General features: G+C 32.2%; 21 protein-coding genes. 6 read left to right on the top strand and 15 right to left on the bottom strand.

The window, feature by feature from the left end; genetic code table 11:
* Positions 1–109: 109 nt before the first annotated feature.
* From AC1RPW_RS01665 to AC1RPW_RS01645, 5 genes are all read right to left on the bottom strand, one after another.
* Positions 110–988, bottom strand: coding sequence for an RluA family pseudouridine synthase (locus tag AC1RPW_RS01665; protein WP_481762396.1), 879 nt, complete (start codon positions 986–988; stop codon positions 110–112).
* 257 nt (positions 989–1,245) lie between these two features.
* Positions 1,246–2,541, bottom strand: a complete 1,296-nt coding sequence (locus tag AC1RPW_RS01660) for a helix-turn-helix domain-containing protein (RefSeq protein ID WP_481760869.1) — start codon at positions 2,539–2,541, stop codon at positions 1,246–1,248.
* Between the two features lie 36 nt (positions 2,542–2,577).
* A complete protein-coding gene (locus tag AC1RPW_RS01655) occupies positions 2,578–2,727 on the bottom strand; it encodes a hypothetical protein (protein WP_481760870.1) in 150 nt (49 codons plus the stop codon).
* Positions 2,728–2,916: 189 nt separating this feature from the next.
* Positions 2,917–4,401 (bottom strand): UDP-glucose--hexose-1-phosphate uridylyltransferase, encoded by a 1,485-nt coding sequence (gene galT, locus AC1RPW_RS01650; protein WP_481760871.1) that lies wholly within the window; start codon positions 4,399–4,401, stop codon positions 2,917–2,919.
* Positions 4,402–4,425: 24 nt separating this feature from the next.
* The gene (locus AC1RPW_RS01645; RefSeq protein ID WP_481760872.1) at positions 4,426–5,592 is read right to left on the bottom strand and encodes a galactokinase; all 1,167 of its coding nucleotides are present in this window, start codon (positions 5,590–5,592) and stop codon (positions 4,426–4,428) included.
* A 126-nt stretch (positions 5,593–5,718) separates the two neighbouring features.
* Between AC1RPW_RS01645 and AC1RPW_RS01640 the strand changes: the two genes are divergently transcribed.
* Entirely contained in the window at positions 5,719–6,711 is a 993-nt protein-coding gene (locus AC1RPW_RS01640) for a LacI family DNA-binding transcriptional regulator (protein ID WP_481760873.1), read from the top strand.
* Between the two features lie 43 nt (positions 6,712–6,754).
* Here AC1RPW_RS01640 and AC1RPW_RS01635 read toward each other — a convergent pair whose 3' ends face one another.
* Entirely contained in the window at positions 6,755–7,609 is an 855-nt protein-coding gene (locus AC1RPW_RS01635; RefSeq protein WP_481760874.1) for a hypothetical protein, read from the bottom strand.
* A gap of 189 nt (positions 7,610–7,798) precedes the next feature.
* Between AC1RPW_RS01635 and AC1RPW_RS01630 the strand changes: the two genes are divergently transcribed.
* Both AC1RPW_RS01630 and AC1RPW_RS01625 read left to right on the top strand, forming a co-directional pair.
* Positions 7,799–8,623: a helix-turn-helix domain-containing protein gene (locus tag AC1RPW_RS01630; protein WP_481760875.1), complete on the top strand. Its 825-nt coding sequence runs from the start codon at positions 7,799–7,801 to the stop codon at positions 8,621–8,623.
* Positions 8,624–8,700: 77 nt separating this feature from the next.
* Entirely contained in the window at positions 8,701–9,117 is a 417-nt protein-coding gene (locus AC1RPW_RS01625) for a hypothetical protein (protein ID WP_481760876.1), read from the top strand.
* A gap of 313 nt (positions 9,118–9,430) precedes the next feature.
* Here the strand turns inward: AC1RPW_RS01625 and AC1RPW_RS01620 are convergent, their stop codons facing one another.
* The 6 genes from AC1RPW_RS01620 to AC1RPW_RS01595 all read right to left on the bottom strand — a co-directional run bounded on the left by AC1RPW_RS01620 (position 9,431) and on the right by AC1RPW_RS01595 (position 14,917).
* Complete coding sequence (locus AC1RPW_RS01620; protein WP_481760877.1) at positions 9,431–10,057, bottom strand: hypothetical protein; 627 nt, start codon at positions 10,055–10,057, stop codon at positions 9,431–9,433.
* A gap of 4 nt (positions 10,058–10,061) precedes the next feature.
* On the bottom strand, positions 10,062–10,790 hold the full coding sequence (locus AC1RPW_RS01615) for a DapH/DapD/GlmU-related protein (RefSeq protein ID WP_481760878.1): 729 nt from the start codon (positions 10,788–10,790) through the stop codon (positions 10,062–10,064).
* The gene (locus AC1RPW_RS01610) at positions 10,780–11,664 is read right to left on the bottom strand and encodes a glycosyltransferase (RefSeq protein ID WP_481760879.1); all 885 of its coding nucleotides are present in this window, start codon (positions 11,662–11,664) and stop codon (positions 10,780–10,782) included. The genes AC1RPW_RS01615 and AC1RPW_RS01610 overlap by 11 nt, the downstream gene beginning before the upstream one ends.
* Positions 11,651–12,901, bottom strand: a complete 1,251-nt coding sequence (locus tag AC1RPW_RS01605; RefSeq protein WP_481760880.1) for a PTS sugar transporter subunit IIC — start codon at positions 12,899–12,901, stop codon at positions 11,651–11,653. The genes AC1RPW_RS01610 and AC1RPW_RS01605 overlap by 14 nt, the downstream gene beginning before the upstream one ends.
* A complete protein-coding gene (locus AC1RPW_RS01600; protein ID WP_481760881.1) occupies positions 12,902–13,624 on the bottom strand; it encodes an HAD-IIB family hydrolase in 723 nt (240 codons plus the stop codon). It lies immediately after the preceding gene.
* A 573-nt stretch (positions 13,625–14,197) separates the two neighbouring features.
* A complete protein-coding gene (locus tag AC1RPW_RS01595) occupies positions 14,198–14,917 on the bottom strand; it encodes a GntR family transcriptional regulator (protein WP_481760882.1) in 720 nt (239 codons plus the stop codon).
* A gap of 162 nt (positions 14,918–15,079) precedes the next feature.
* Here AC1RPW_RS01595 and AC1RPW_RS01590 point away from each other — a divergent pair, with 162 nt between their 5' ends.
* Genes AC1RPW_RS01590 through AC1RPW_RS01580 form a run of 3 tightly spaced genes read left to right on the top strand, consistent with a single transcriptional unit; the run spans position 15,080 to position 20,411 of the window.
* A complete protein-coding gene (locus AC1RPW_RS01590) occupies positions 15,080–16,429 on the top strand; it encodes a PTS sugar transporter subunit IIC (RefSeq protein WP_481760883.1) in 1,350 nt (449 codons plus the stop codon).
* A 36-nt stretch (positions 16,430–16,465) separates the two neighbouring features.
* Complete coding sequence (locus AC1RPW_RS01585) at positions 16,466–19,099, top strand: glycoside hydrolase family 38 N-terminal domain-containing protein (RefSeq protein WP_481760884.1); 2,634 nt, start codon at positions 16,466–16,468, stop codon at positions 19,097–19,099.
* 34 nt (positions 19,100–19,133) lie between these two features.
* The gene (locus tag AC1RPW_RS01580) at positions 19,134–20,411 is read left to right on the top strand and encodes a glycoside hydrolase family 125 protein (protein WP_481760885.1); all 1,278 of its coding nucleotides are present in this window, start codon (positions 19,134–19,136) and stop codon (positions 20,409–20,411) included.
* 75 nt (positions 20,412–20,486) lie between these two features.
* Here the strand turns inward: AC1RPW_RS01580 and AC1RPW_RS01575 are convergent, their stop codons facing one another.
* From AC1RPW_RS01575 to AC1RPW_RS01565, 3 genes are all read right to left on the bottom strand, one after another.
* Positions 20,487–21,908 carry an AcpB/EbpR/MafR family transcriptional regulator gene (locus AC1RPW_RS01575; protein WP_481760886.1) on the bottom strand — a complete coding sequence of 474 codons (1,422 nt, stop codon included), beginning with the start codon at positions 21,906–21,908 and terminating at the stop codon, positions 20,487–20,489.
* A gap of 513 nt (positions 21,909–22,421) precedes the next feature.
* Positions 22,422–22,733, bottom strand: coding sequence for a helix-turn-helix domain-containing protein (locus tag AC1RPW_RS01570; RefSeq protein ID WP_481760887.1), 312 nt, complete (start codon positions 22,731–22,733; stop codon positions 22,422–22,424).
* A gap of 277 nt (positions 22,734–23,010) precedes the next feature.
* Positions 23,011–24,417 carry a C69 family dipeptidase gene (locus tag AC1RPW_RS01565; protein WP_481760888.1) on the bottom strand — a complete coding sequence of 469 codons (1,407 nt, stop codon included), beginning with the start codon at positions 24,415–24,417 and terminating at the stop codon, positions 23,011–23,013.
* Positions 24,418–24,765: the final 348 nt, after the last annotated feature.

Raw genomic sequence — 24,765 nt, 5'->3', positions numbered from 1 at the left:
TTAAAAGTGCTTTCACAAATTGATTATAACTATATTAATAATAAAGAAAAAGTTCACGAAATACAATAGATATTCGCCACTTTATCCAAATATACAATCTTGCCTGATACTATTTTAATAATTGAGCCATATCAGCTGGGAGTTCTGATTCAAAAGCTAATTTTTTACCCGTAAATGGATCTTCAAAGCTTAATTTAGCAGCATGTAATGCCTGTCTATCAATACCTTTGTCCATCGGGCCATCATATAACGCATCCCCAACCAAAGCATGATGAATAAAATCAAAATGTACACGAATTTGATGTGTTCGGCCCGTAACTAACTTCACATCAACTAATGTGTAGTCTGGAAATCTCGTTACAACTTTATAAGTTGTTTCTGAGGCTTTTCCTTCAGCCATAACAGAACGACGAATTTCGCCTTCCTTTTTACCAATTGGTTCTTTAATATCTCCTTGATCACTTTTAACGTCACCTGCAACAATTGCTAAGTATGATTTTTCTAACTGACCATTACTTAATTGAGCAGCAATCAAACTATGTGCAAATCCATGCTTAGCTAATAAAACAAGTCCACTTGTAAAACGGTCTAAACGCGTAATAACATGTGGCACGAAACTACTTGAATGAGTTGCAATCAAATGGCCTTTAACACGGTTAACCAATGTTGTATCTTCATTAGATGGGCCTGGCACGGTTACCATACCAGCTGGCTTATCGACTACTAACCAGTTTTCATCTTCAAAGACGATATTTAATGGTTCATCACTTGCATGTATGGCATCGTTATCTGGTTCTTCTGGCAACGTCAAAATAACTTCATCACCATCAATCAGTTGATAATCCCAATATTCATTCTTTTTGTTAACTCGAACTTGTCCCTCGCCTTGTTTAATTCTGGCGATTAATCGTTTACTAACGCCAACCTCAATTAAAAATTTTTTTAAACTAATTGTGCCTTCACCATTGTTTGTTAGCGTAAATTGCATGTCATTATCCTTCATTTCTCGTCATAACGTTTATTCTCTATCTTATCACACTTGGTAGCCTATAAAAAAAGGCGATTATAATCGTTAAATTATAATCGTCTTTTTTTATTTTGTAATAAATAAATGTTTGCCCAATTCGATACTGTTTAATGCTTCAAAAGAAATCCCCCACGAATATCTCTTGTTAGTTCTCTATAATATAGAGTATACCGAATGATTCATGGGTTGTACTATCAAAAAAAAAACTAGAAACATTTTTACTGATAGTGTTTTCTATTCACGTTTAACAGTCGTTTCCCCATCTCTGGCATATCATTATCAAGTCCTAATGCAGTGATAATATACTTATCAAATGCATTGTTTTTATAATTTTTATTCATGAAATTAGTAACCACCATATCATATCGTTGACTAGAATCATAAATACTGACATTAACGCGTAAATTAATATTTAAATCTTGACTCATATTTCTGACAAATAATTCTTTAATTCGCTCGTTTGCATTTAAATCAACCCCAACTGTTAACATGGTTTCTTTTTCTAACAATCTAGCGCTAAAAATTTCGACCATTTTATTAATAAATGGCTGCCTGTATCGCTTATAGAAATCAGACCATTTTTTAGCTAATAATGGACTGTCGATTAATTCATCCATGGCAATCTCAACATGACGTCGAACTGAATGATTTGAATATTTTTTTCGATAACTATTCATCATGTAAGTTCCCACGGCATCCATCGTTCCATGAAAACAAAATGCTTCAGTACAAATTGGGTACAATGATTTACTAACATTTTCACCGATAATTTTAACATCTAATTTAGATTCAAATCCTTGTTCCAAATATTTAACAGCTTGTTGAAGTTTGGTGTTATTTGTGTGATTAATTGCAATAAAATCGCGGGACAAGTAAGCACTTGAAGGAACTGAAACAAAAGCAGTTGTCCAAGCGTAAAGTAGGGCGCTCTCAAAATGAACATCAATTTTATTTGAGAACTTAATATAAATATCTTGCATCTTTTCTTCAACTTGGTTAAATAGTGAATTATTTGCAATCATATCTGCTAAATCATCAGAAATCACCCAATTATCACGATCTTTTCGCATCATTCGATGAACACTGACCTTCATCCAAATTCTAGTCCTCATTAAATTACTATCATTCACATTGAAGTTAAAATATGTTTCAAATACTTTAATGTATTCAAGAATGACGCCCGCTTCTATCGTATCATTATAGTTAAAATCTGTCGCTAGAAATAGTGAATAGTAAAAAAATCTAATTTGTAATTCAGAACCAACTACCTCACCATGTGCAATTTTAATCTGAAATTCAGACAACAAATTATTAAGTTGCTTAATTCTTCTGAAGATAGATGATTCACTAACATTTAAACTAAGACTCAAATTTTCAATACTGCTATTTTCATCATAATAGAATGCCATTAAAATTTGGTAATTAATAGACTCTTTCACATACCGATAAACCGTTTCGTAAAAATTAATTTTGCCTTTACCTATAAATTGAATGTTATTCTTTTTTATGATCATATAGGGTTCATCACCTGAATTGAATTCGCCATCCAATTACTCTAGTGCAACTCGCAAAGCTGTATTTGAAACATTTAATCGATTACAGATTACTTTTCTTGATAACCCATGTTCATTTAATGATAGCAATTCAATAATTTCACATATTAAAAACTCTGGTCGATCCAGAATATCTTTTTTGTACATTTATTCCTCCGAGAATTCTCATAATTACCAGCATGTCAACTTTAGTAAGAATATTATATATTTTATTTTAACACAAAACATTAAAAAGAGAATTTTCTAACACTATCTTAACAATTATCGTTAACCAGTTAGTTTCTATTTGATTTCTAAATAAAAAAGATTAACTTAAATAAGTTAATCTTTTTACGTTTAAACTTGTTTAATAAACTTAACGAATGCTTGTTGGCCGTGGTCATCTTGTTTATAAACCCCAGCATCTTCAAGAACACGCATAAAGACTTTTCCAACTTCGTTTTGTACGAGCTCACTAACCGTCTCTTTAGAAATCATCGAATTATCACGCTTAATTTCATCAGCCCAAGTTTTATGATAAGCCGCCATGACATTTGGTTGATCTGTTAGATACTTCTCAACCTCTGTTATTTCAGTTTTCAAACGAGGTGGTAAAATAGCTAATCCCATAACTTCAATCAAGCCAATGTTTTCTTTTTTAATATGTTGAACATCAGCATGTGGATGATAAATACCATCTGGAAATTCATCAGATGTTTGATTATCTCGCAAGACTAAATCCAATTCATAACGACCGTCACGCATTCGAGAAATTGGCGTCACAGTATGATGTGGCGTACCGTCAGCATCTTTTGCCAAAATTTGTGCATCGGCATCACTATATTCTTGCCAAGACGTTAAAATTTTTGCTGCTAAATCAGCTAATCGTTCTGGATTTTCACCATTTAAACGAATGACTGACATTGGCCAGTTCACAATACCTGCTTGAATGTCATCAAATCCTGCAAATTGCATTGTTTGACTCATTTCTGCCTTTGCCATTGGAAAATCATGACGTCCACCTTGATAGTGTTCATGCGTTAAAATTGAGCCACCTACAATTGGTAAATCTGCATTACTTCCCGCAAAATAGCCCGGGAATTTTTTAACAATTTGAAGTAAATCTGAAAATGTCGTTTTGTTAATTACCATAGGTTCATGCTTTTCATCTAAGAAAATTGAATGTTCATTGAAGTAAGCATAAGGCGAATATTGAAAGCCCCATGTTGCATCCCCCAAATCAAATCGTACAATCCGATGATTGCGACGAGCTGGGAAATCTAGTCTTCCAGCATAGCCTTCATTTTCCATACATAATTGGCATTTAGGATAACCCGTTTGTTTCATTGTTTTAGCTAAAGCAATTTGCTTTGGATCTTTTTCAGGTTTAGATAAATTAATGGTGATTTCTAAATCACCATAATTTGTTGGTACCTGATAAGCAATGTTTTTCGCAATAGCCGCAACTTTGATGTAATCGTTAGCCTGACTTAATTCATAAAAATAAGCCAAAGCTTTCTCTGGGTCTTTTGCGTATAAATCCCAGAAATGTTTATTCACGTGACTTGGAATTGGTGTGACCAGATCCATTAATTTAGCACCAAGAATATCTTGCTCCGCGATTAGAGCACTGATTTTCTCGTTTTTGATTGCTAAATTAAGTAGCTCGTCTTTAACAGCAATTATTGTGTCAGAAACTGGTTCAGTTACTTCTATCTCTGATTCACCAACCAAATCTAAAACGACGTTTACTAAATAAATTTTATCATCTGTCGAATAAGTCGTTGGATCAAACTGAATAACTTTATCGACGAATTTTGAAATTAATTGTTTAGAATCCATGTTTTTCCCTCTATCTCTTTATGCTTAATCTAATTTTTTAGCGCCATCAGCAATTTCTGCTAAATAGAAACTTGGTGCATAACCGATTTTTTCTTCGTAGATACGACCCACTTCACTTTCAAATGCGTCAACTTTGTCTTTAGCAACAATGGCAATTGCACAACCACCAAAACCAGCACCAGTCATTCGAGCACCTAGTACTCCTGGTTGTTCCCATGCTGTTTCAACAAGTGTATCAAGTTCAATACCCGTTACTTCATAATCAAATTGTAATGAAACATGTGAAGCGTTAACTAATTTACCAAAACGTACTAAATCTTCATTTTTCAAAGCTTCTTGAGCCATAATCGTCCGTTGGTTTTCTGAAACTGCATGACGCGCACGTTTTAGAAGGTTTTCTTTTTGGATTAAGTATGTTTGTAAATCAAAGCTAGCATTGTCCAAATCACCTAATGATTTAATATCATTTTTCTCTTGTAATAATGCTAATGCTGCTTCACATTCACTACGTCGTTCATTATATTTAGAATCTGCTAATTCGCGACGTTTATTTGTATTCATAATAATAATAACGTTGTCTTTTAAATCAATTGGTACTAAATCGTAATCTAGTGTATTTGTATCCAGTAAGATAGCATGATTTGCTTTACTCATACCGACTGCAAATTGATCCATAATTCCTGAATTAACACCGATAAATTTATTTTCTACCATGACACCTGTTTTAACAAGATCAACACGATCAATGTCTAAATTAAATTGATCTTCTAAAATAACACCCATCAATAATTCAATTGATGCAGATGATGATAAACCAGCACCATTTGGAATGTTACCTTCAAGTAAAATATCTAATCCTTTATCAATAACATAACCTTGCTCTTTCAAGTAAACAATCATCCCTTTTGGATAATTAGCCCAGTTATGTTCTTTTTGATATGATAAATCACTTAAATCAAATGAGACAACGCCATTATCTTTAAAGTTATTTGACATGATATTAATTGTTGTATCATCACGTTTTGTTGCAACTGCATATGTGCCTAATGTAATTGCTGTTGGGAAAACATGTCCACCATTGTAATCAGTATGTTCCCCAATTAAGTTGATACGACCTGGTGAGAAGTAACTTGCATTTGCGTCCACACCGTAAACATCTTTAAATTCGCTCTTTAATTCATTAATTTTCATTATATTTTCCTCCAATTTATTAACCGCTTTCATTTTACTAAATATTTACTAAAATTACAATCTTTTTACGACATTCTTTTTATTATGGTAAACTGATACACATAACCAATCAATCAGGAGGTAGTCATGGCAACACTTAAAGACATTGCACAGTTGGCAAAAGTTTCTAATGCAACTGTTTCTCGCGTGTTAAATTACGATCAAACATTATCCGTTGGCGACGATACACGTAAACGAATCTTTGAAGCAGCTGAAAGTTTAAATTATTCAAAAAATAAAAAGAAATCCAGTACACCTCAAGGTAAGATTGCTATTATCGAATGGTATACAGAAAAAGAAGAATTAGATGACCTGTATTACCTTTCAATTCGAATTGGTATCGAACGTAAATTAATTGAACTCGGTTATGAAATTACACGTTTTTTCCAAAATGATCAATTTAGCGCCTTGACTGATACTCTTGGTGCTATTGTTATCGGTAAATACAGTGCAGCACAAATAGCCGGATTTAAAGAACTAAATTCTAATTTAGTTTTTGTTGATATGAACACACTAAATTTTGGTATTAGTTGCGTCATGACTGATTTCAAAACGCCAGTTACAACCGTTATTGACCATTTTAAAAAACAAAATTTAACTAAAATTGGCATGATTGCAGGACAAGAAAGTACATTTGATGATGTCAATTTAGGCCCAGATTCCCGCTTCACTCACTTTAAAAATCACTTAGAACGTACTAGCAACTACCATCCCGAATGGGTTTATACAGGCGATTTCACGCCAGAATCAGGTTATCAATTAACCTTGAAATTATTAAATGATCAATCAGATAATTTACCAGAAGCGTTGTTTATTGCAAATGACGCAATGGCTGTCGGTGCATTACGTGCATTAAATGAAATATCAATTAAAGTGCCTGAACAAATCAGTTTAATTAGTTTTAATGACACATCTATTGCTGAATATACTTTCCCAACGCTTAGTTCAGTTAAAGTTTATACAGAAAAAATGGGTCAATCTGCTGCAGAACTATTAGTCAATCAAATGTCGATGACTGAAATTATCCCTCAGATTATTACCATTGGAACAACCTTAACACTTAGGAATAGTTCCAAATAAAAACAACTGGTATTCAGAAATTAATCTGAACATCAGTTGCTTTTTATTTTTTATTACGACCAATTAACCAGAATACTAGACCAACAGCAAGTAAAATTAAACTACCCACTAACATGGTATTAAATGTGTCACTGATATAATTATTCACAATATCAGTAAAAACAGAAGCTTTACTAGACACAATACCAATTAGGCCACTGTACAAGGCAATTGCAGAACCAATTGAAACTAGAACACCACTCCAGATTGCACTGAATCCGACGTATTTAAGCGGTATAAAGAATGCCCGATTAATAGCCAGTAAGAGTAGCGCAAAAATAACAGAAGCTATTAAACTATACATAAAGGCTGTTTGGACTATTACTTTTACCGAACTAACTGTACTAGCAATTTTTGAAAGATATGGCGTTTGGATATTATTCGTCAAATATTCACTTAAATTACTTTTAAAAGTTGCGACAATCCCATCAATTTTAGCGCTAACCAACGGATTTGATGTGTCCGTTTTTTTCATAACGTTGCTAGCAACTTGATTGGTAATCTCAGTTGGATTGATGACAGTTTGTTTTCCAGCATATACGTTACTAAAACTATTTTTCGCAATGTTAGTAACTTGTTGATTCGTTAAAGCATCTTTAACAGCTGACGTTGGCACATCATTTAATGTCGCAATACTTGAAATACCATCATTCATCTGTCGTGTCACAAGTGTCACGTTCGAATCTGTTAAAATTTTTTCTTCAGTATAAGTTTGATTCAAAACGGTTATTTTTAAGACACTTGTCACAAATAGTACGATTAAACTAAGGCTCAAGAAGAAAGATATCCAGCCGTTTAGACCTTTATGGTTGTCTATCTGATAGGTCTCAGTATGTTGCTTTTGGAATTCTGCACGCATGATTCTATCCCCTTTTGTTAATTCTCAAATTATTTAAATTTTAACATTCAATTGTAGGTTAATTGTACGCGACATGATTGAAAAATGGTAGTTTGATTTATTAATCATGAAATTTTATCATTATGCCCCATTATGTTATTATCCCAGTAATTACTGTTTAACTTTTTCAAACTAGAAAGAGGTTATATCATGCCTAATAGCTTAGGATTAATTTTAAAAGAAACTCGCCAATCGCTACACTTAACTCAAAAAGAAGTTTCCAAAGATATTTGTGCGCAATCGATGCTTAGTGCTATTGAAAATAATAAATACATACCTAATGCACAGCTCTTAATCCAACTATGTCATAAATTATCGATTACTTTAGACCAAATAAGTCTTCTGGAAAATTTTGATATCAGTTCAGAAAATGAATTCAATGAACGTGTATCTAAGTTATGTAATCAACACCAATACAAAGAGTTACTCCAGTTTCTAAATAAAGAAACGGTTACCAATAATTTAAAAACGGATAAGCAACTTCAGGCATACTATTATTATATCGGTATTGCAACTCTACATACTGAAAATAAATTGATTGCTACCGAAAAATATATTAAGTTGTCCCTTGCTTCCAGTAATAAAATTCTGCCAGATACCCTTACCCGACTTGGTACCGTCTCTTTGGCCTTTATATATGCAAAGCAAAATTTACAAAATAAGGCTGAGAAATATATTGATCAGACTTTTATGGACTTTAATAAATTATTTTATGAAGAAAATCAAAATATTTTATTCTATTTGACAGCACTTATTTATTTTAAGCTCAATAATTTAACAATGTCTCTTAATTGGATAAACAAGTCTGTTAAATTCGCTACTGATCATAACTCACACTATATGTTAGCCAACTCTTTTTATTTAATGGCTCAAATTGCAAAAAGAGCAGAAGATAAAGATAATTTTTTAGCCGCTACTGAAAAGCAACAGCTACTAACTGGCCTTTTTAATGAACAAATTTATAAAAATATTTAGAATATCAGAATACTGATTTTTAATTTTTACTCAAATTGGATAGGATGAAGTCATCAAATAAAAGGAGGTTTCATCCTATGGAAAAACCACTATTTTCAAATGTTATTTCAATCAAATCAAGTAAAGAAAAAATCGCGTTGTTTTTAAAAAATCCGGAAACTTTACTGAAATGGATACCTGATATTATTCAGGTACAGCCAATTGACAACAATAAATTCAATATTCACAGAACAGATTCTGCTTTGAATAAAAATGAGGAAATTTCTGTTAGTTCAGAAAATGATACAATCTACTATGAAAGTACCGGAGGAAAACTCGAATACACTCTAATTTTTAATTTGACTAGTAAAAATGCAACAACATTATTAGAAGAAAATTTTTACTTGTCTGAAAATGATCATTCACATTTACCATTAAAATTACTCATGCCAATCGCTAAACATGCCTTTAATTCAAACTTACAAAGCTTTAAACGAATAATTGAAAACAACTAAAAAAGAGATTCCTGCAAGGAGTATGGCTAATTTTTGTTACTTCTTGGTAGCTTGTAAAATTAATCCGAACGCTGTTCGGACAAAAAAGGTCAGCTTCCTTTAAAATGGTGTTTACCACAAACACACTTTCTAGGAACTGATCTTTTGTCTAGTATAACCTAATCTGAACGAATTAAAATTGAAACTTTCTGTGAGTTAGAACTATCTAATTCTGAAATGACCATCATTTAAACCGTTCACCAGGTTTCAAATTATAGTTGCAGCGCCTTAATGATTTCAACTTTTTTAAACTATATAATATAGATTTTTGTTTCTAAAAATCGTTATAAAAAACAAATTTAACACCATCATAGCTGCCTTTCAAGAGAAAAATTTCAAATTCTTTTACACAAACGTTAATATATTGTTCTACATCCTCTTTTTTAAGTAAACCTGGAAAGTCTTCGATAGACATATCATCAAAATCAGCATCCAAGTCTTCAATAATTTCACTAATATCACGATCAATTATTTCGTTGACCCCAGTCGATAAGTATTTGTTATTTTTCAAAGTTACCAGTTTATATTGTTTTATCAGAATACCATTATAATAGTGAAAGTCTAAATAGAATCTTCGTAGCGCTTCATCCTTACTATAACTCATGTTTTCTAAAATATATTTTTTATAAACAGTTTTTAGCCAAATATCATCAGATATAAGATGAAGATAATATCCTAGTTGAAACGTATTCAAACATGTTCCATACTCCTCTAGAAACATGTTTGGAAACATATCATGTTCTCCATCTTCGCGTTTCACCATAAAGTGCGTAAGCTCTTTGGGTGTTCTCGAATTTTTGTTAACATCTGGAGTAATACTTCCAATTAAAAAATCATTTCCAAACCCATGCTTATTATTTATTACTTGTGCAATTGATAAATGCATTATTCTTGATCCCATTTGTCTAACATCCTTTTTTTACTGTGTGAGTATAATAATCTTGTAAGTATAATTTACTGTCATTTGCATAAAAACCCTCTTTAATCATGAGATGTGGCAACGCAACACAATTTTTCCCCATTGTAACACCTGGATATGTCATAGTGTAAGCTCCAATGCGACAGTGATCACCTATAATGGCTCCAAATTTTGAACTTGTTTTTAAATATGTTTTATCATCGAAAAAAATTTTTTTTGTTTTATGCCATCCAGTCGCGTCAATTTCATCATACAAGTTAAAGCTGGAAGTCGACGCATAAGCTGAAAAGTTTACATCACTTCCAATAAAAGACCGCGTTATTGTATTAAAGTGTGCAATATGCGTATCATCCAGAATCACACTATTAATAATCTCCGAGGAATGCCCAATTATAGTATTTTCCCCAATATAACAGCCACCTCGAATAAATGCACTTTTCCCAATCAATGCATTGTCTTTGATGACTGCTGGGCCTTTGATGTAAGCAAACCCCTGAATAATAACATTTTCACCGATATACACATTCCCCTCAATAATTGCACTCTTTGATATTTGGCTACTATTTGCAGTGTATGAATGATTTAATCTAGTTAGATCCACATAATTAAAATTATCCAAAAAATCAACAACAGTTTGCTTCAACATACCATTACGCAATCTCTCATCATTAACGTCTATAAAATTGTGTAAATCAACAACGTTCTTAGTTTTCATTATTTCCACCAGCTTTACTCAACTCTCCATTTAATAATTCCGTTTTAGTTCCAATCCAAGTTCTAATTGAGCTTAAACCATATTTATTGAACATATATTTTCTTTTCCTTAGCGTATATTTTTTAGCTTCTTCGGTGCTTACTGTATTTTTATTTTTTTCATGTGGATAGTGAACTGCAATCGCAGATCTATCAAGGATAAATCTAATATGATGCACAAATGCGTTAATAGCGAAATCTGCATCCTCTCCACCATAAGTTGTGTAAGCCTCATCGAATCCTCCGATTCTTTGATAGGCATCTTTTGATATTCCAATATTACATGACCAACCAATTACCCATGGTGCTGGCCACTTAGACAAATCATCTCCCATTGACTGGTATACTGATTCACGGCGATCATACGCATTTAAATTCAATAATACTTGAATCGTGCCATCGACATCCGCCGCATTAAAGTTATCAATAATTGCCTGTTTATATTTATCATGATCATCAAATCCCGCAACATAACCAATCACAAAACTATTTTCATTATTTACTAAAATTCTATGGTACTCACTCACAAATGTACTACAAACTGCAATACCAGCATCAATAAATACGAGATATTTACCCCCAGAGATATTTGCTCCAGCATTTCTCGCTTCAGAAACCTTAAATCCATTATCCGACTGATAATAGTACTTAATATTCAGTGATGTCTCAAATGCCTTAACAATTGAGATTGTTTCTTCAGACGATCCATCATCGACAACTATTACTTCAAAAGTCGTATTATTCAGTTTTTGTTTAAGTAGTGACTGCAAACTAATTTCAAGTAATTTATTCCGATTGTAGGTTGGAATGATTACGGATATATCAAAATTTTCCATTACTATGCGCTCCCTTTAAGACTAACTTAGTGCTATTATTTTCGTACAGCTTTAAAAACGGTGTGTAAACAACAAAAGACATAATGATAATTACGATTTGAAACACAACATATTTATAACTTCCTAGCAAAAAGCCTGAAATTAATGGTGGTGTTATCCACGGAAGAATGACACCGTTAAACGGCGGAATAACTCCATATAGAATACAAAGATATAAAGACATTCCGGTAATAACTGGAATAAAAATGAACGGTACTACCATGTATGGATTCAATACAATTGGTAGTCCAAAAACTATTGGTTCGTTAATATTAAATAAACAAGGTACAAAAGCACCTAATCCTAGCTTGCGATTACCTGACTCTTTTGAAAAAATAATCATTGATAGAATAAGCCCTATACTAATACCGCTTCCTGTCATAGTAATAAATTGATTTAAAAACTGTTGAGTTACTATATGCGCTCCATTCACTATTGTTAGATTATGGTGTGCTGCTATAATCGACTGGTTTTCAATAGTATTTGTCAATAAAATCGGTGTTATTACTCCACCAATAACGGAATTACCGTGAATGCCAAAAAACCAAAAAACTGAAATCAATGCCGAGATAGAAATCACACCAAAAAACGTGTCCGATAAGTTTTGTAAAGGAAGCTGCAAAAGAGTATAAATAGTCTCTACGAAGGTTCTTTTTATGATAAATTGAAATACAAATTGAACGACACCTATAACAATAAAACAACAAAACATCGGAATTAAAGACTCAAAAGCTATTCCAACATTACTCGGTAAATCTTTAAAAACTTTATTTCCAATCCTTAAGTTAACAATCTTTTCAAAGAAAATAGGGATGAGTATTCCGATTAACATCGCTGCAATAATCCCCTTGCTTCCAATCCAATCAATGGTTATATTCTTTACTATTTTTACATTTTCTGCTCCACAAAGAACTAAAAATGAAATTAGTGCGGTAATAGTTGTTTCTAGTTTTAATTTTTCGTTTTTAGTCATCGAAAAAGCAATTCCTAAACAACTTACTACACCTAAAATGTTGAACGAAAAAGTAATCAATCGATTCATTAAGACTTTCAAATCGGGATTAATATCAAATTGTACAAGAATAATGAAAATAGAACTTACAATTGTAATGGGGATGGTATATATCATCCCATCTTTGATTCCAGTCAAAATTCTGGAATTGAAGAAACGATTAGTTGCCGATGTAAGCGATTTCATTTATTCTACTTCTTTCTTCACATAATTACTTATATCACTGTATACATTTATTAAATATCTAGCAGCAGTCTTGACAGGCAACGGACTATCATTATAAGTAAATGACTTATTAATGCTTTGAAGCATTGTTATATCATTATAATCATCTCCGACAGAATACACATTATTAATATTTACTTTTTTTATGTTAACCAACCAATTAATTGCAGTACTCTTATCAATACCCACACGCGTAATGTCTAAGTATTTTCCATTGCGATTGAAATTCAATATTCTTTTCGTTGCTATTTTCTCACTTATAGCATTGATAATTTTAGTACTTGCTACGACAGTAATTGAACAAATATTATCCGAGCTAGGATTTAATTTATCGAAACTACGTAATTCATTGTCACTACTTGAAATCATAATTCGTTCGATTGAACTCAAGTATTTATTAATTATTTCTTTTATCGCATTGATCTGCTCCCCGTTCAGATAGAATGCTTTAATAATCTGACCTCTACTATCAATTACTATTGAGCCATTTGATGCTAGAGCGTAGTTAAACTCAGGTAGACCATATTTTTCTTTCGCATTGACTATCGATTTTGGAGATCTTCCGGTGGCCACAACAAAGAGATCATTTTCTTTGTTGTGTTTCGCAATAGTCTCTCTTGTATTCTTATCTACAAAGTCACCTCTCAAAATCGTTCCATCAAAATCACTAACTAGCATATTCATTTAATCACCCCTACATATTATTTCCGCGAACCAAATCTTTTTAACCCCCATATCATTTTTACTCCTACACAGTTCGCTACACCCACATTATTTACCTAATGTCTAGATATTTCAAGGGAATTTTTTTATATATGTTATTTTGAGATTTTGAATCAGTATTAAATAACCACTCGGTTCAATTTTAATACCGCTCAGATTTAAAGATTAACTGATTATTCTTTTAAAAAGGGCTCTTTGTCAACTGGTGTTGGTGGCGGAATACTAAGGTATTTGTCGAAAGACAGATGCCTTTTCTTATGCAAAATTAATTCAATTCGGGTAAAGAAATGCTGGTTATTTTTGAATCCATAACAATTACGTTTAAGGTAGATTGTGAAAAACTATAATCGTTTTCTATTTCTTCTTGTCTTATTATCATTGTTGCATCCTCCTTTCCATACTTTATTTATTACTTCAACACATATCGCGTATTGTCCCACAATATCACTGCTAGTTACGATCACAAACTACTCTACTTTATGCTATCCTATTTTAAAATCGGTTAAAAAAAAGTATATTGCAGGAATCTCTTTTTTAGTTGTTTTTATTTAAATGAACATCTAAGACAAATTTATTATGATTGCTCACAAATCTTGACGTCGAATATTCAAAGGCGCGGCCTTTTTGATCATAAGCGATTTGATCAATTACAAAAATTGGACTATCCAAGGAAACTTCTAAAACTTGACTAGTTTCTTTGTTTGCTGGTTCAGCATAAACCACTCGTCTTGCATCTGTTAACTGTAAGTTCGCGTGACTCCCTAAATAGTCATACACGGATCCTGATAATACCTTTTCATCGATAGGCGCAATTGAGACCGGCATCACTGAGTGCTCAAAACTATAGACCTTTTTATTAATCAATCTAACCCTTTTAATTTCATAAACTGGATCATTAGATAATATTTGTAGATTTTTTTGTTCTATTTCTGTTGGTAATCGGGCATTAAAATGTATTAATTTACTTGATATTTTTTGATCTCGATGTGAATATGTGACACCAACAGGTAAATCTAGAGGCAACATCTCCGTAGATTGACTATCCATTCTTGGTCGCACATACGTCCCTGACCCTTGCTTACTATAAACTAATCCTTCATCAATTAGTAAATTTAATGATTTTTTTAACGTTAATCTAGAAACTTGGTATTTTTCGGTTAATATTTCTTGAGTTGGCAGTAAAGCCCCGGCACGATAATGATTTGTTAAAATATCTCGTTTAATATCTGAGTATATTTCTCGATATCTGTACATTTGTCTACCTCATTTCTATACATTTGTATATACATATTATATTATATAATTTAATTTGTAAACACGTTTCATTTAAATATGTATTTACAAATTAAAAAGATGTTGTTATACTTTGTTTATAGAAAGCGCTTTCTATAAACAAAATTAAAAGGAGTCTTTATTATGCATTTTAACTTAGAAAAAATCCAGGGGCCACTCTTAAAAGTTTCAGCATGGGTTGAAAGAAATACCATTTTACAAGCTATTAAGAATGCCTTTGTTAGAACAATTCCGTTTACTGTTGTCGGATCATTCTCAAATCTAATCAAAATGGAACTTGATGCATTAATTAAAGCAAAAGATATTCATAATGTCATTTTAACAAGTATTAGTGACTTATTCGGCTACATTGGTACTGCTACTCTTGGTATTGTTGCACTAATCGTTGTTTTTTCATCAGCATACTCGTATGCAATGGAATTAAAAAAGGACGAAAAAAATAAAGGTTTAAATCCAATTATTGCCACATTATTGGCATTCGCAGCATACTTCGTCATGATTCCTAATAACGTTAACTTTTTGGATAGCAAAGCTAAAGTTGTTGAAGGTTTTTCAACTTCATTCTTTAGTTATGAAGGTATGTTTACAGCCTTAATTGTTGGAATGCTTGCCGTTTCGTTGTTCGCTCGATTCGCAAGAAGTAAGTTCACGATTAAAATGCCTGGTAACGTACCACAAAATGTTTTCGATTCATTTTTCTCATTAATTCCAATTTCCGAAGTACTTATTATTTTTGGTATCGTAAGAATTACAATACAGTCACTTGGCTATGTTTCATTAGTACAAATGATTGCTGATATTGTTATCTCACCAATGTTAAGCGTTGGTGTTGGGCTTCCAGCTATTATTATTGTTATTTTATTAGAACAAATCCTTTGGTTCCTTGGTTTACATGGTTTCAATATCGTCTGGGGCGTTATTTCAGCCTTCTGGTTACCACTATTCCTTAAAAACGTTGCAAAATTTGCTGAAACTCAAAGTTTTGCTGATATTTCAATTTCACCTAATACAATGACAAATGTTTACGCCATGATTGGTGGTTCTGGTGCAACATTTGGTTTAATTATTGCAATGCTGATTTTCACAAATAAAGGTGAAAAAGAGCGAGAAGTTGCAAAACTAGGTTTCATTCCAAGTTGTTTTGGTATTAATGAACCTGTTATTTTCGGTTTACCTATTGTTTTAAATCCACTAATGTTCATTCCATGGATTGTTGTACCTGTCACAAATGCAATTATTGCATATGTTGTAACTTCAATCGGTTGGGTTGTACCTCTTGTAGTTTTAAATTCTGGTAATGAACCTATTTTCATTAGCACTTGGGTATTAGGTGCATTCCATCTAAGCCCAGTCGTTTTAACTGCTGTTTTAGTTGTCTTAGATACTGCACTATATGCTCCATTTGTTATTATCAACCAACGCCATGAACGTGCAGAAGCAAGAAAATTGGATGCAGACATGGTTACAGAATAATCTGAATTTAATTCAAGAGAAGAAAGGGTGTTTCATTTGAAACAGATTCATGCAATCGCACATACTCATTGGGATTTTGAATGGTATTTTACACGTCAAGAGGCTCGAATTCAATTTGCCTTCCATATGGACGAAGCTTTTGAGGCATTATCTAAAAATGAACTAGATTATTATCTATTAGATGGACAGATGTCAATTATTGATGATTATCTAAATACAGCTCCAGAAAAAGAAGATCTTATCAAAAAATATGTTTCTATGGGTCGTTTACTCATTGGACCTTGGTATACTCAAATTGATGAAATGGTTACTTCTGGAGAATCTATTGTTCGCAATATCAGAATTGGATCAAAGCTAGCTGACAATTTAGGTGGCGTAATGAAAGTTGGGTATCTCCCAGATTCATTTGGACAAGGACAAGATATGCCAAAAATATATAATGGATTTGGTATTAATAGCACCGTTTTCTGGCGTGGGTTCCCTACAGAAAACGATTCCCGCTATTTTTACTGGACAAGTAATGACTCCTCCAAAGTTTTAGTTGCTAATATTAAAAATGGCTATTATGCAGGTGTAGATTTAGTTGAAAATGATAACTTTTTCGATTTAACGGAGAAAATCTCAACGAATACTACATCTGACAATCTTGTTTTACCAATTGGTGGCGACCAGCGAGCTATCGATCATAATTTAAAAGATAGACTTGCAACTGCTAATAGTGTTCTTTTACAATCTGATTCTGTTATTCAAGAAAGTACGTATCCAAAATTTTTTGATGCATTAGCTAAGGAGTCCAATTTACCATCATTTAATGGAGAATTCATTGATCCATCAGATTCTAAAATACATCGAGGAATCTATTCTTCTCGTTACGATTTAAAACAGCTTTACGATAAATTAGAACGGAGAATGACTTATGAAGTCGAGCCTTTAATGGCTATTGCTACACATCAGGGTATATCTGAAAAGCAAGGTTTAATTGATGATATTTGGAAGACTATTGCCCGTGGACAAGCTCATGATAGTTCCGGTGGCTGTAACAGTGATAAAACAAATCAAGATATCTTACATCGTGGAATTGTGGCAGATCAATTATCTCTTTCACTCAAAGATTATCTACTTCGTAAACTAAGTATTTCTATTTCAGATAAAAAACAATTAAATTTATTTGCTTGGAATCCACTTCCTTTACCAGTTAATGAAATTCGTGAATTCGAAGTTAGTACTTCTTTTGCTAATTTTAATCTTAAAACAATAGACGGCATTGATGTTCCTTTTGATATTATTTATCAAAAGGAAGAAAATGCAGCAGTTTTACGCCGTGATCAAACTGAAATGACTGATGATTTTTATTATATTACTAAAATTGCTTTTAAAACGATCATATCAGCTACAGATTGGACTGGCTACTGCATTCAGTCCGTCTCTGAAAACAACCCAGTAAATACATTAGAAGTATCTACTGATATTCAAAATGATTTCTACAAAATTTCTTTTGATGACGGGCAATTAAATCTTAAAACAAAGTTTGATAATCACTCATATTCTAATTTTATGACAATTGAAGATAGCGGTGATGAGGGTGATACGTATGACTACTCTCCTGCATTCAAAGATTGGTTATTAACTTTAGATTTTTCAAAATCTGATTCAATAACATTTAAATCAGGAAAATTATATCAAATTATGTCAATTACTGGTTCGTGGACCTTACCAATCAACTTAGAGGAGCGTGCACTAAAAACTAAAACTGGTCGATTAAATTATCAATTAACATTAACATTAACAAAAAATTCTAACGTTATTAAATTTAAGATGCACATTGATAATACTATTCTTGATCATCGTATGCGACTTATTTTAAATACACAATTAACGAATGTCGTTAGCTCGTTCGCAGATACCCCATTTGGTATCATTGAACGTCCTACTGAAGACAAACACCTTAAAGACTGGGAACAAATTGGTTATAAGGAAGAACCAACAAGTATGCGACCAATGATTCATTTCGCTAATTCACATAATAAAGAAGTAAGTTGGTCTTTTCTAACCTTAGGTACGAAAGATTTTCAATTAATTGATAAATCTTTTGATAAATTAGCGATTACATTGTTTAGAGGAGTAGGTTTCTTAGGACGTCCTGACTTAATGCGCCGTCCCTCAGATGCTTCAGGTCTACAAACAAAAATTGTATCAACTCCGGATAGTCAATTAAATAAAGAATTAATATTTGAAGGTGGGCTAGTTGTTGAAGCTGACTTCAAGCCTATTGAACTTCAAAATAAGCATCGCCAATTAAGTCAAAATGAACTTTTCTATCAAGATCAAATAATAAATCGCTTCTCAACACCTTTACAATATTTCATGATGAATCCAGCAAAGACTAACGTTAATCACAATTCAATTATGTCCGTTCAAAATTTAAAGGTCATTATGAGTAGTTTTTCAATATCAGATGATAAAACTGGATTTGAACTTCGTCTTTATAATCCAACTGATAACGTTATCAATCAACCTGGCAATCTCTCATTAAATACTACTTGTAACATTGCTGAACTCGATTTAAATGGTAAAGTTAGCCATTTCATTAATTCAAAAGTTACCACCGTTGATTTACTATCGTTTGGTCCAGGAGAAATTAGAACTTACGGTATCTTTCCAATTAAATAAGTAATTATGATAACTTACGATTTGAGGTATTTAAATGATAAATCAAGAAAAACTAATTAAACAAGTTACGGATTATTCAGAAACAATTTCACTTTCTTCAAAAAAATCTACTGCATTATTTCGTAATGTATTCATTGATACACTAACAAATACGGTTAAAGTACAAAATGATTCAGATATATTCATTGCTACAGGAGATATTCCTGCCATGTGGCTCAGAGATTCGACATTTCAGATACTACCTTATCTTTCACTAACAGATAAGATTCCAGAAATAACATATCTCATCCATGGCGTTATTAATCAACAACTTGCCTATATTAAACATGATCCTTATGCAAATGCATTTAACGAAACTAGTTCTGGTGCACACTACACAGTTGATAAATCAAATATTCCAATATCTGATCTCGTTTGGGAGAGAAAATTTGAAATTGATTCATTATGCGCCCCTATCCATTTGGCATCAGAACTTTATCAAAAATCTGGATATTCAAAACATTTAGACAGTAACTTTTGGCAAACTGTAAAGTTAATTGTGGATACCTTTATTACGGAACAACATCATGAAACTTCCGATTATATTTTTAATCGTTCTAATGGTCCCTCAACAGACACATTGAGTCATGGTGGTAAAGGTGCACCAATTGGGTATACAGGTATGGTTTGGAGTGGTTTCCGCCCAAGTGATGATGCCTGCTTATATGGTTATCATATTCCAGGTAATTGCTATATCATTTGTGTCCTAGATGAGTTGCTTACCTTATCTAAAACACAACCAGCTCCAGTCGAGCTACTTAAAAGAATAAGTCGTCTCCGATCTGAAGTTGAATCTGGAATTGAAAATTTTGGAATCGTATCAGCTCCAAATTCTAATGAAACTATTTTTGCCTATGAGGTTGATGGCTTAGGTAATATCAATTTAATGGACGATGCTAACGTACCTAGTCTATTATCTCTCCCATTTATTGGTTATATTTCACCTGATGACTCTATCTACCAAAAAACGCGTAAATTTATTCTGAGTGATCAAAATCCCTATTATTACTCGGGAAAATATTTAAAAGGGATTGGCAGTCCTCATACACCAAAGGAATATATTTGGCCGATTTCGTTAGCGATGGAGGGATTAACATCAAATAATCCGGAAATTATGCAAAATAATTTAGATATCATTAGTCAAACCGATGATGACACATTACAATGTCATGAAGGAATTAACGTTAATGACCCAAGTCAATTTACTAGAGACTGGTTTTCTTGGGCAAATATGACTTACTGTCAACTTGCTTTACGATATCTGAATATTTAATAATATAGTTAATTTAGAGTAGAGAAATCTACTCTTTTTTTAGGCTTATAACTAATTCAAATCAAAAAAATATTATCATTGAGTATGATAATATTTTTTAAGTATCTCTATTAATTCTTGTTCAACGCCAAGTACATCACTATCCGTCCCTAATCCAGTGATAATATATGTCTCCAGTGCTGAATTCAAATAATTTTTGCTCATAAAATTTGTAATAACTAAATCATAATTCTTAGTAGACTCGTAAACATCTATGTTGACTCGTAAATTAATATTTAATTCCCGACTGGCGTACATCATAAACATTTCCTTAACGCGCTCCTCAGTATTTAAATCCACACCTACCGTTAATAATTTTTCTTTTGCCAATAAACGCGCATTAAAAATTGACATAATCGTCTTGATAAATGAGTCACCATACCTTGAATAAAAGGCATACCATTCGGGATCGCCCTTCGATTCTTCAATCATTGCACTCATGGCATTTTTTACATTTTTAAGAACTAACTCATTATCTTTTCTAAGGCGATAATCTTCCATCATATCTGTACTAGCAGATTTTAAAACGCCGTGAAATAAAAAGGCTTCTGTACAAATTGGATATAAAGACTCACTTAAATCGCCTCCAGCAACCTGAATACCTAAGCTATTCTCAAAGCCATTTTCTAAAAATTCAACAGCTTGTTGCAATTTATTATTATTTTTACGATTAACGGCCACGAAATCATGGGCAACAAAGGTGCTCCATGGTACTGGCACAAAAGCCGTGGTCCAAGCGTAAAGTAGTGCACTTTCAAAATGAATATCAACTTTATGCTTAAACTCTTTAACAATTTCGCCAAATTCTTCTTCAACGCTATCGAACAAAGAATTATTTTTTATCATGTCTTCTAAAACAACTGAAATACTACGATTATCTTGATCGTTAACCATCATTCGTTGACTTGTTACTTTTAACCAAAGCTTTACTCTAACTAAACTACTATCATTCACATTAAAATCAAAATATTCCTCAAACCGTTGGATGACTGCCATAATAATGCCATTTTCACTTGATTGTTCGAATTTAAAATCAATTCCTAAAAACAATGAATAATAAAAAAAGCGAATTTGACTTTCGTTACCTAACATCACACCATGAGAAATTTTCACATGAAATTCTTCTAAAAGAGAATTTAATCGCTTAATCCTTCTAAAAATAGAAGCCTCACTGACATTTAATTTAGTATCTAGATTCTCAACTTTTGCATTACCTTTAGTATAAAAGGCCATTAAAATCTGATAATTTATCGATTTTTTTATATACCGATAAATCGTTTGATTAAAATTCATTTCGCCTTTACCTAATAATTGGACGTTATTTTTTGTAATAATCATGTAGGGTTCATCCCCGGAATTTAAATCTTTATCCAATTGTTGTAAAGCAACTTTTACAGCCGTTTCAGAAACATTTAATTGCTCACGTAATCGTTTTCTTGATAAACCAGTTTCGTTCAAAGCTAATATTTAAATAATTTCGCAAATTAGCCATTCTTGTTTATCGAGAATGTTTTTCTTGTACAAATGCTTACCTCCGAGTATTTCCAATCATTAACATAAATATTTTTTTGAGTTAAATTTTTATCCCCAATACCATACTTAAAAAATAACTTATTCCCCAGAATTATTATCCTCTTTATGTTAACATTTAACCTATTTCATGTCATTTTTTATTCTAATTTCTCTCCAAATACTAACGATATCTTATCTATCATTTAACTTGACATCTAAGTTAAATTAATTCAATTTCCTACTAAAATAACCCTTAACCAGGAAAGTTTCTTGGTTAAGATCTATTATTTGAAGATGACGATCTACCATGGACAATTCTAATTTATTACTATCCAATTTAAAGTTATCGAAAAATTTAAAACCTAAAATAATTGAAATTAATTTAACTAAAGAATACAAAGACAGAAAAATTGTGCATTCTATAAAAAAATAACATAATCCATTATTAATCATTATCATTTATAATTGAATAATTCTAAGAATTGATTTTGATAATTTCTCACGTTTCTCATCTGTTAACGTACTAAAATATTGTAATAATTCTAAAGTAGGTATATCCGAAAACTGTTGCCTACTAAAGAAGTCTGACAATTCCAATTCTAGCGCACTGGCAATATCAGATAATTTATTAATACTGATATTAGCAACGTCCCCTCGTTCAATTCTAGAAATCAAACTAATAGAAACGTTAGACTTTTCAGCAAGCTGCTCAATTGTTAGACTAAGTGCCTTACGTTTTTTTCGAATTAACTGACTTATCGTTTTAACCATTAACTTTCTCCAATCACGAATCTTATTTTACAATAAGTGAAATCAAAGAAAGCTTAAAGATTTTTAAAAACGTTAATTTTAGCAAAAAGCATATTATTATACTTGTTATCATTATAATAAGAATTATATAAACCATATTTAAGTGATCTAAATTTGATTTTTACTAGCATATGAAATGGTACCATATTACTCAAAAGTGCTGCCTAAATCTAGTAATTAAAATAATTGTTACAAAAAAAGTTATCAACTTAATGATAACTTTTCATTTTGTTTATAATTAATCGTTTAAGTTATAACGTAATTTCATTTGTTCGGAACCAGATATAACCATTTCACCTAACAATTGTGTTTGACGTTTTAATGATTCTGTAGCTAACTTATTATTCATTTCTTCTAAAAATGCTGTGATATTTGCTTGTGAACTAACTGCCTTATCAGCAACATTTTGAATTTCATGGTAAGCACTCATTGCTTCAAGTTCAAATGTATTTCGCATATCTACGTAGAAGTCATAATTCGTATCGCCCAACAATGCAGTTGTACAACTGAGCCAATACATATTATTTAAATCAAATTCACCTGTCGCATTTTTATATGATTCTGGTGTGTCATTAACGTTCGCATAGAATGGCACAATTGTATTAAACGTATTTGCACCATAAGCTAACCAGTGAATCCCAGCAATCTCATCAGGTACATCATTACGAACTTGTAATAAATGTACATTATGATTACGGTTAATCCCAATTGGACGGAATCGTGTTTTAATATCTTCTGGCGCACTACCATAAGGATCGTATTCCGTATTTTCAAAATGTGCACTCAAAACAAATTTAACATCTTCAATTGAAATTTTACGATTTGCATGACAAATGAAAGGTAAGTCTTGATCCATTGGATCTTGAATAATTTCAGGATTGAAATATTGTTGACCGTACCATGTACGGGGATTATTGTAGACCGTATCTTTAATTGATGCACTACCAAAGATATGACGTAAATTGTAACCCTCAAAATCAGGATTTAACTTATTATTATCAATTAAGACTTTTAAATCTTCAGAACAAAGTGTGTCTTCTGAATCAAAATCAAACATATCAATATTTCGACGGTTAGGTGCAACAACATAAGCGTCATCCGGAATACGAACAGCTGCCCAATGATGGCCACCGATTGTTTCAAGCCACCAAACACTATCATTATCGGAAAATGCGATACCATTTGGTTCATATGTGCCATGTGTTAAGAGTAAATCGCCTAAACGTTCAACCCCTTCTTTAGCACTATGAATATATGGTAAGACGAGCGTTACAAGATCTTCTTCACCAATTCCACCAGCAGCATAAGGATCAAGCCCTTGAATACGTGGATTACTTGTAATTGTTTCTGTAGCAGACATCGTTACATTATCACTATTGATACCCGCTGCAGGCCAAATTCCGTTTGTTAAAAGTGAGTTTGGAATTGAGGTATAACGCATTGGATTATCTGGTAATTCTACCTTTACACCACTAATAACAGATTGATAATTACGTGGTTGATCTTCAGGTTGTACAACAACAAAACGTTGTGGATCTAAAGCTTCATGCCCATCATCATTTCGAGAAATCATTGTTGAACCGTCGATTGAAGCATTTTTACCAACTAAAATTGATGTACAAGAACCTTGAACTCTTTTTGTCATTTTCCACACACTCCTTATTGATTTTATACTAATAGTATAGCGGTTTTAGCGGTAAATTAAAAGCAGTCTTAACCCCATTTTTGGCGTTAAGACTGGCTCTACAATTTCGTTGACTAAAACTAATTGAAAGCGGTGAAAGGTATGTCCCATACCTGTATTATACAAAATTTGCGCAAGACCTATAATTTGAATAATTTTGTCATAAAGATATTAAAATCATATGAAAAGGAAAATGATATTGACTGTGACGCTACGGTACATCATATACTGACGGTAGTATACATTTTAAATAACAAAAATTATTGATGAATTTAACTGTCCTAGTTGTTTATTCACCTATCTTTGCGT

The organism is Dellaglioa sp. CoH-55-MRSF-8, from assembly GCF_056782195.1.
This window is presented reverse-complemented; position numbering and strand designations above follow the sequence as displayed.

Excerpts from the sequence above, each read along its gene's own strand:
- AC1RPW_RS01580 (WP_481760885.1), top strand. The coding sequence starts at position 19,134 with ATGATAAATCAAGAAAAACTAATTAAACAAGTTACGGATTATTCAGAA.
- AC1RPW_RS01590 (WP_481760883.1), top strand. The coding sequence starts at position 15,080 with ATGCATTTTAACTTAGAAAAAATCCAGGGGCCACTCTTAAAAGTTTCA.
- AC1RPW_RS01630 (WP_481760875.1), top strand. The coding sequence starts at position 7,799 with ATGCCTAATAGCTTAGGATTAATTTTAAAAGAAACTCGCCAATCGCTA.
- AC1RPW_RS01570 (WP_481760887.1), bottom strand. The coding sequence starts at position 22,733 with ATGGTTAAAACGATAAGTCAGTTAATTCGAAAAAAACGTAAGGCACTT.
- AC1RPW_RS01655 (WP_481760870.1), bottom strand. The coding sequence starts at position 2,727 with ATGTACAAAAAAGATATTCTGGATCGACCAGAGTTTTTAATATGTGAA.
- AC1RPW_RS01600 (WP_481760881.1), bottom strand. The coding sequence starts at position 13,624 with ATGAATATGCTAGTTAGTGATTTTGATGGAACGATTTTGAGAGGTGAC.
- AC1RPW_RS01635 (WP_481760874.1), bottom strand. The coding sequence starts at position 7,609 with ATGCGTGCAGAATTCCAAAAGCAACATACTGAGACCTATCAGATAGAC.
- AC1RPW_RS01665 (WP_481762396.1), bottom strand. The coding sequence starts at position 988 with ATGCAATTTACGCTAACAAACAATGGTGAAGGCACAATTAGTTTAAAA.
- AC1RPW_RS01615 (WP_481760878.1), bottom strand. The coding sequence starts at position 10,790 with ATGAAAACTAAGAACGTTGTTGATTTACACAATTTTATAGACGTTAAT.
- AC1RPW_RS01645 (WP_481760872.1), bottom strand. The coding sequence starts at position 5,592 with ATGAAAATTAATGAATTAAAGAGCGAATTTAAAGATGTTTACGGTGTG.
- AC1RPW_RS01565 (WP_481760888.1), bottom strand. The coding sequence starts at position 24,417 with ATGACAAAAAGAGTTCAAGGTTCTTGTACATCAATTTTAGTTGGTAAA.
- AC1RPW_RS01640 (WP_481760873.1), top strand. The coding sequence starts at position 5,719 with ATGGCAACACTTAAAGACATTGCACAGTTGGCAAAAGTTTCTAATGCA.
- AC1RPW_RS01610 (WP_481760879.1), bottom strand. The coding sequence starts at position 11,664 with ATGGAAAATTTTGATATATCCGTAATCATTCCAACCTACAATCGGAAT.
- AC1RPW_RS01605 (WP_481760880.1), bottom strand. The coding sequence starts at position 12,901 with ATGAAATCGCTTACATCGGCAACTAATCGTTTCTTCAATTCCAGAATT.
- galT (WP_481760871.1), bottom strand. The coding sequence starts at position 4,401 with ATGGATTCTAAACAATTAATTTCAAAATTCGTCGATAAAGTTATTCAG.
- AC1RPW_RS01625 (WP_481760876.1), top strand. The coding sequence starts at position 8,701 with ATGGAAAAACCACTATTTTCAAATGTTATTTCAATCAAATCAAGTAAA.
- AC1RPW_RS01660 (WP_481760869.1), bottom strand. The coding sequence starts at position 2,541 with ATGATCATAAAAAAGAATAACATTCAATTTATAGGTAAAGGCAAAATT.
- AC1RPW_RS01620 (WP_481760877.1), bottom strand. The coding sequence starts at position 10,057 with ATGGGATCAAGAATAATGCATTTATCAATTGCACAAGTAATAAATAAT.
- AC1RPW_RS01595 (WP_481760882.1), bottom strand. The coding sequence starts at position 14,917 with ATGTACAGATATCGAGAAATATACTCAGATATTAAACGAGATATTTTA.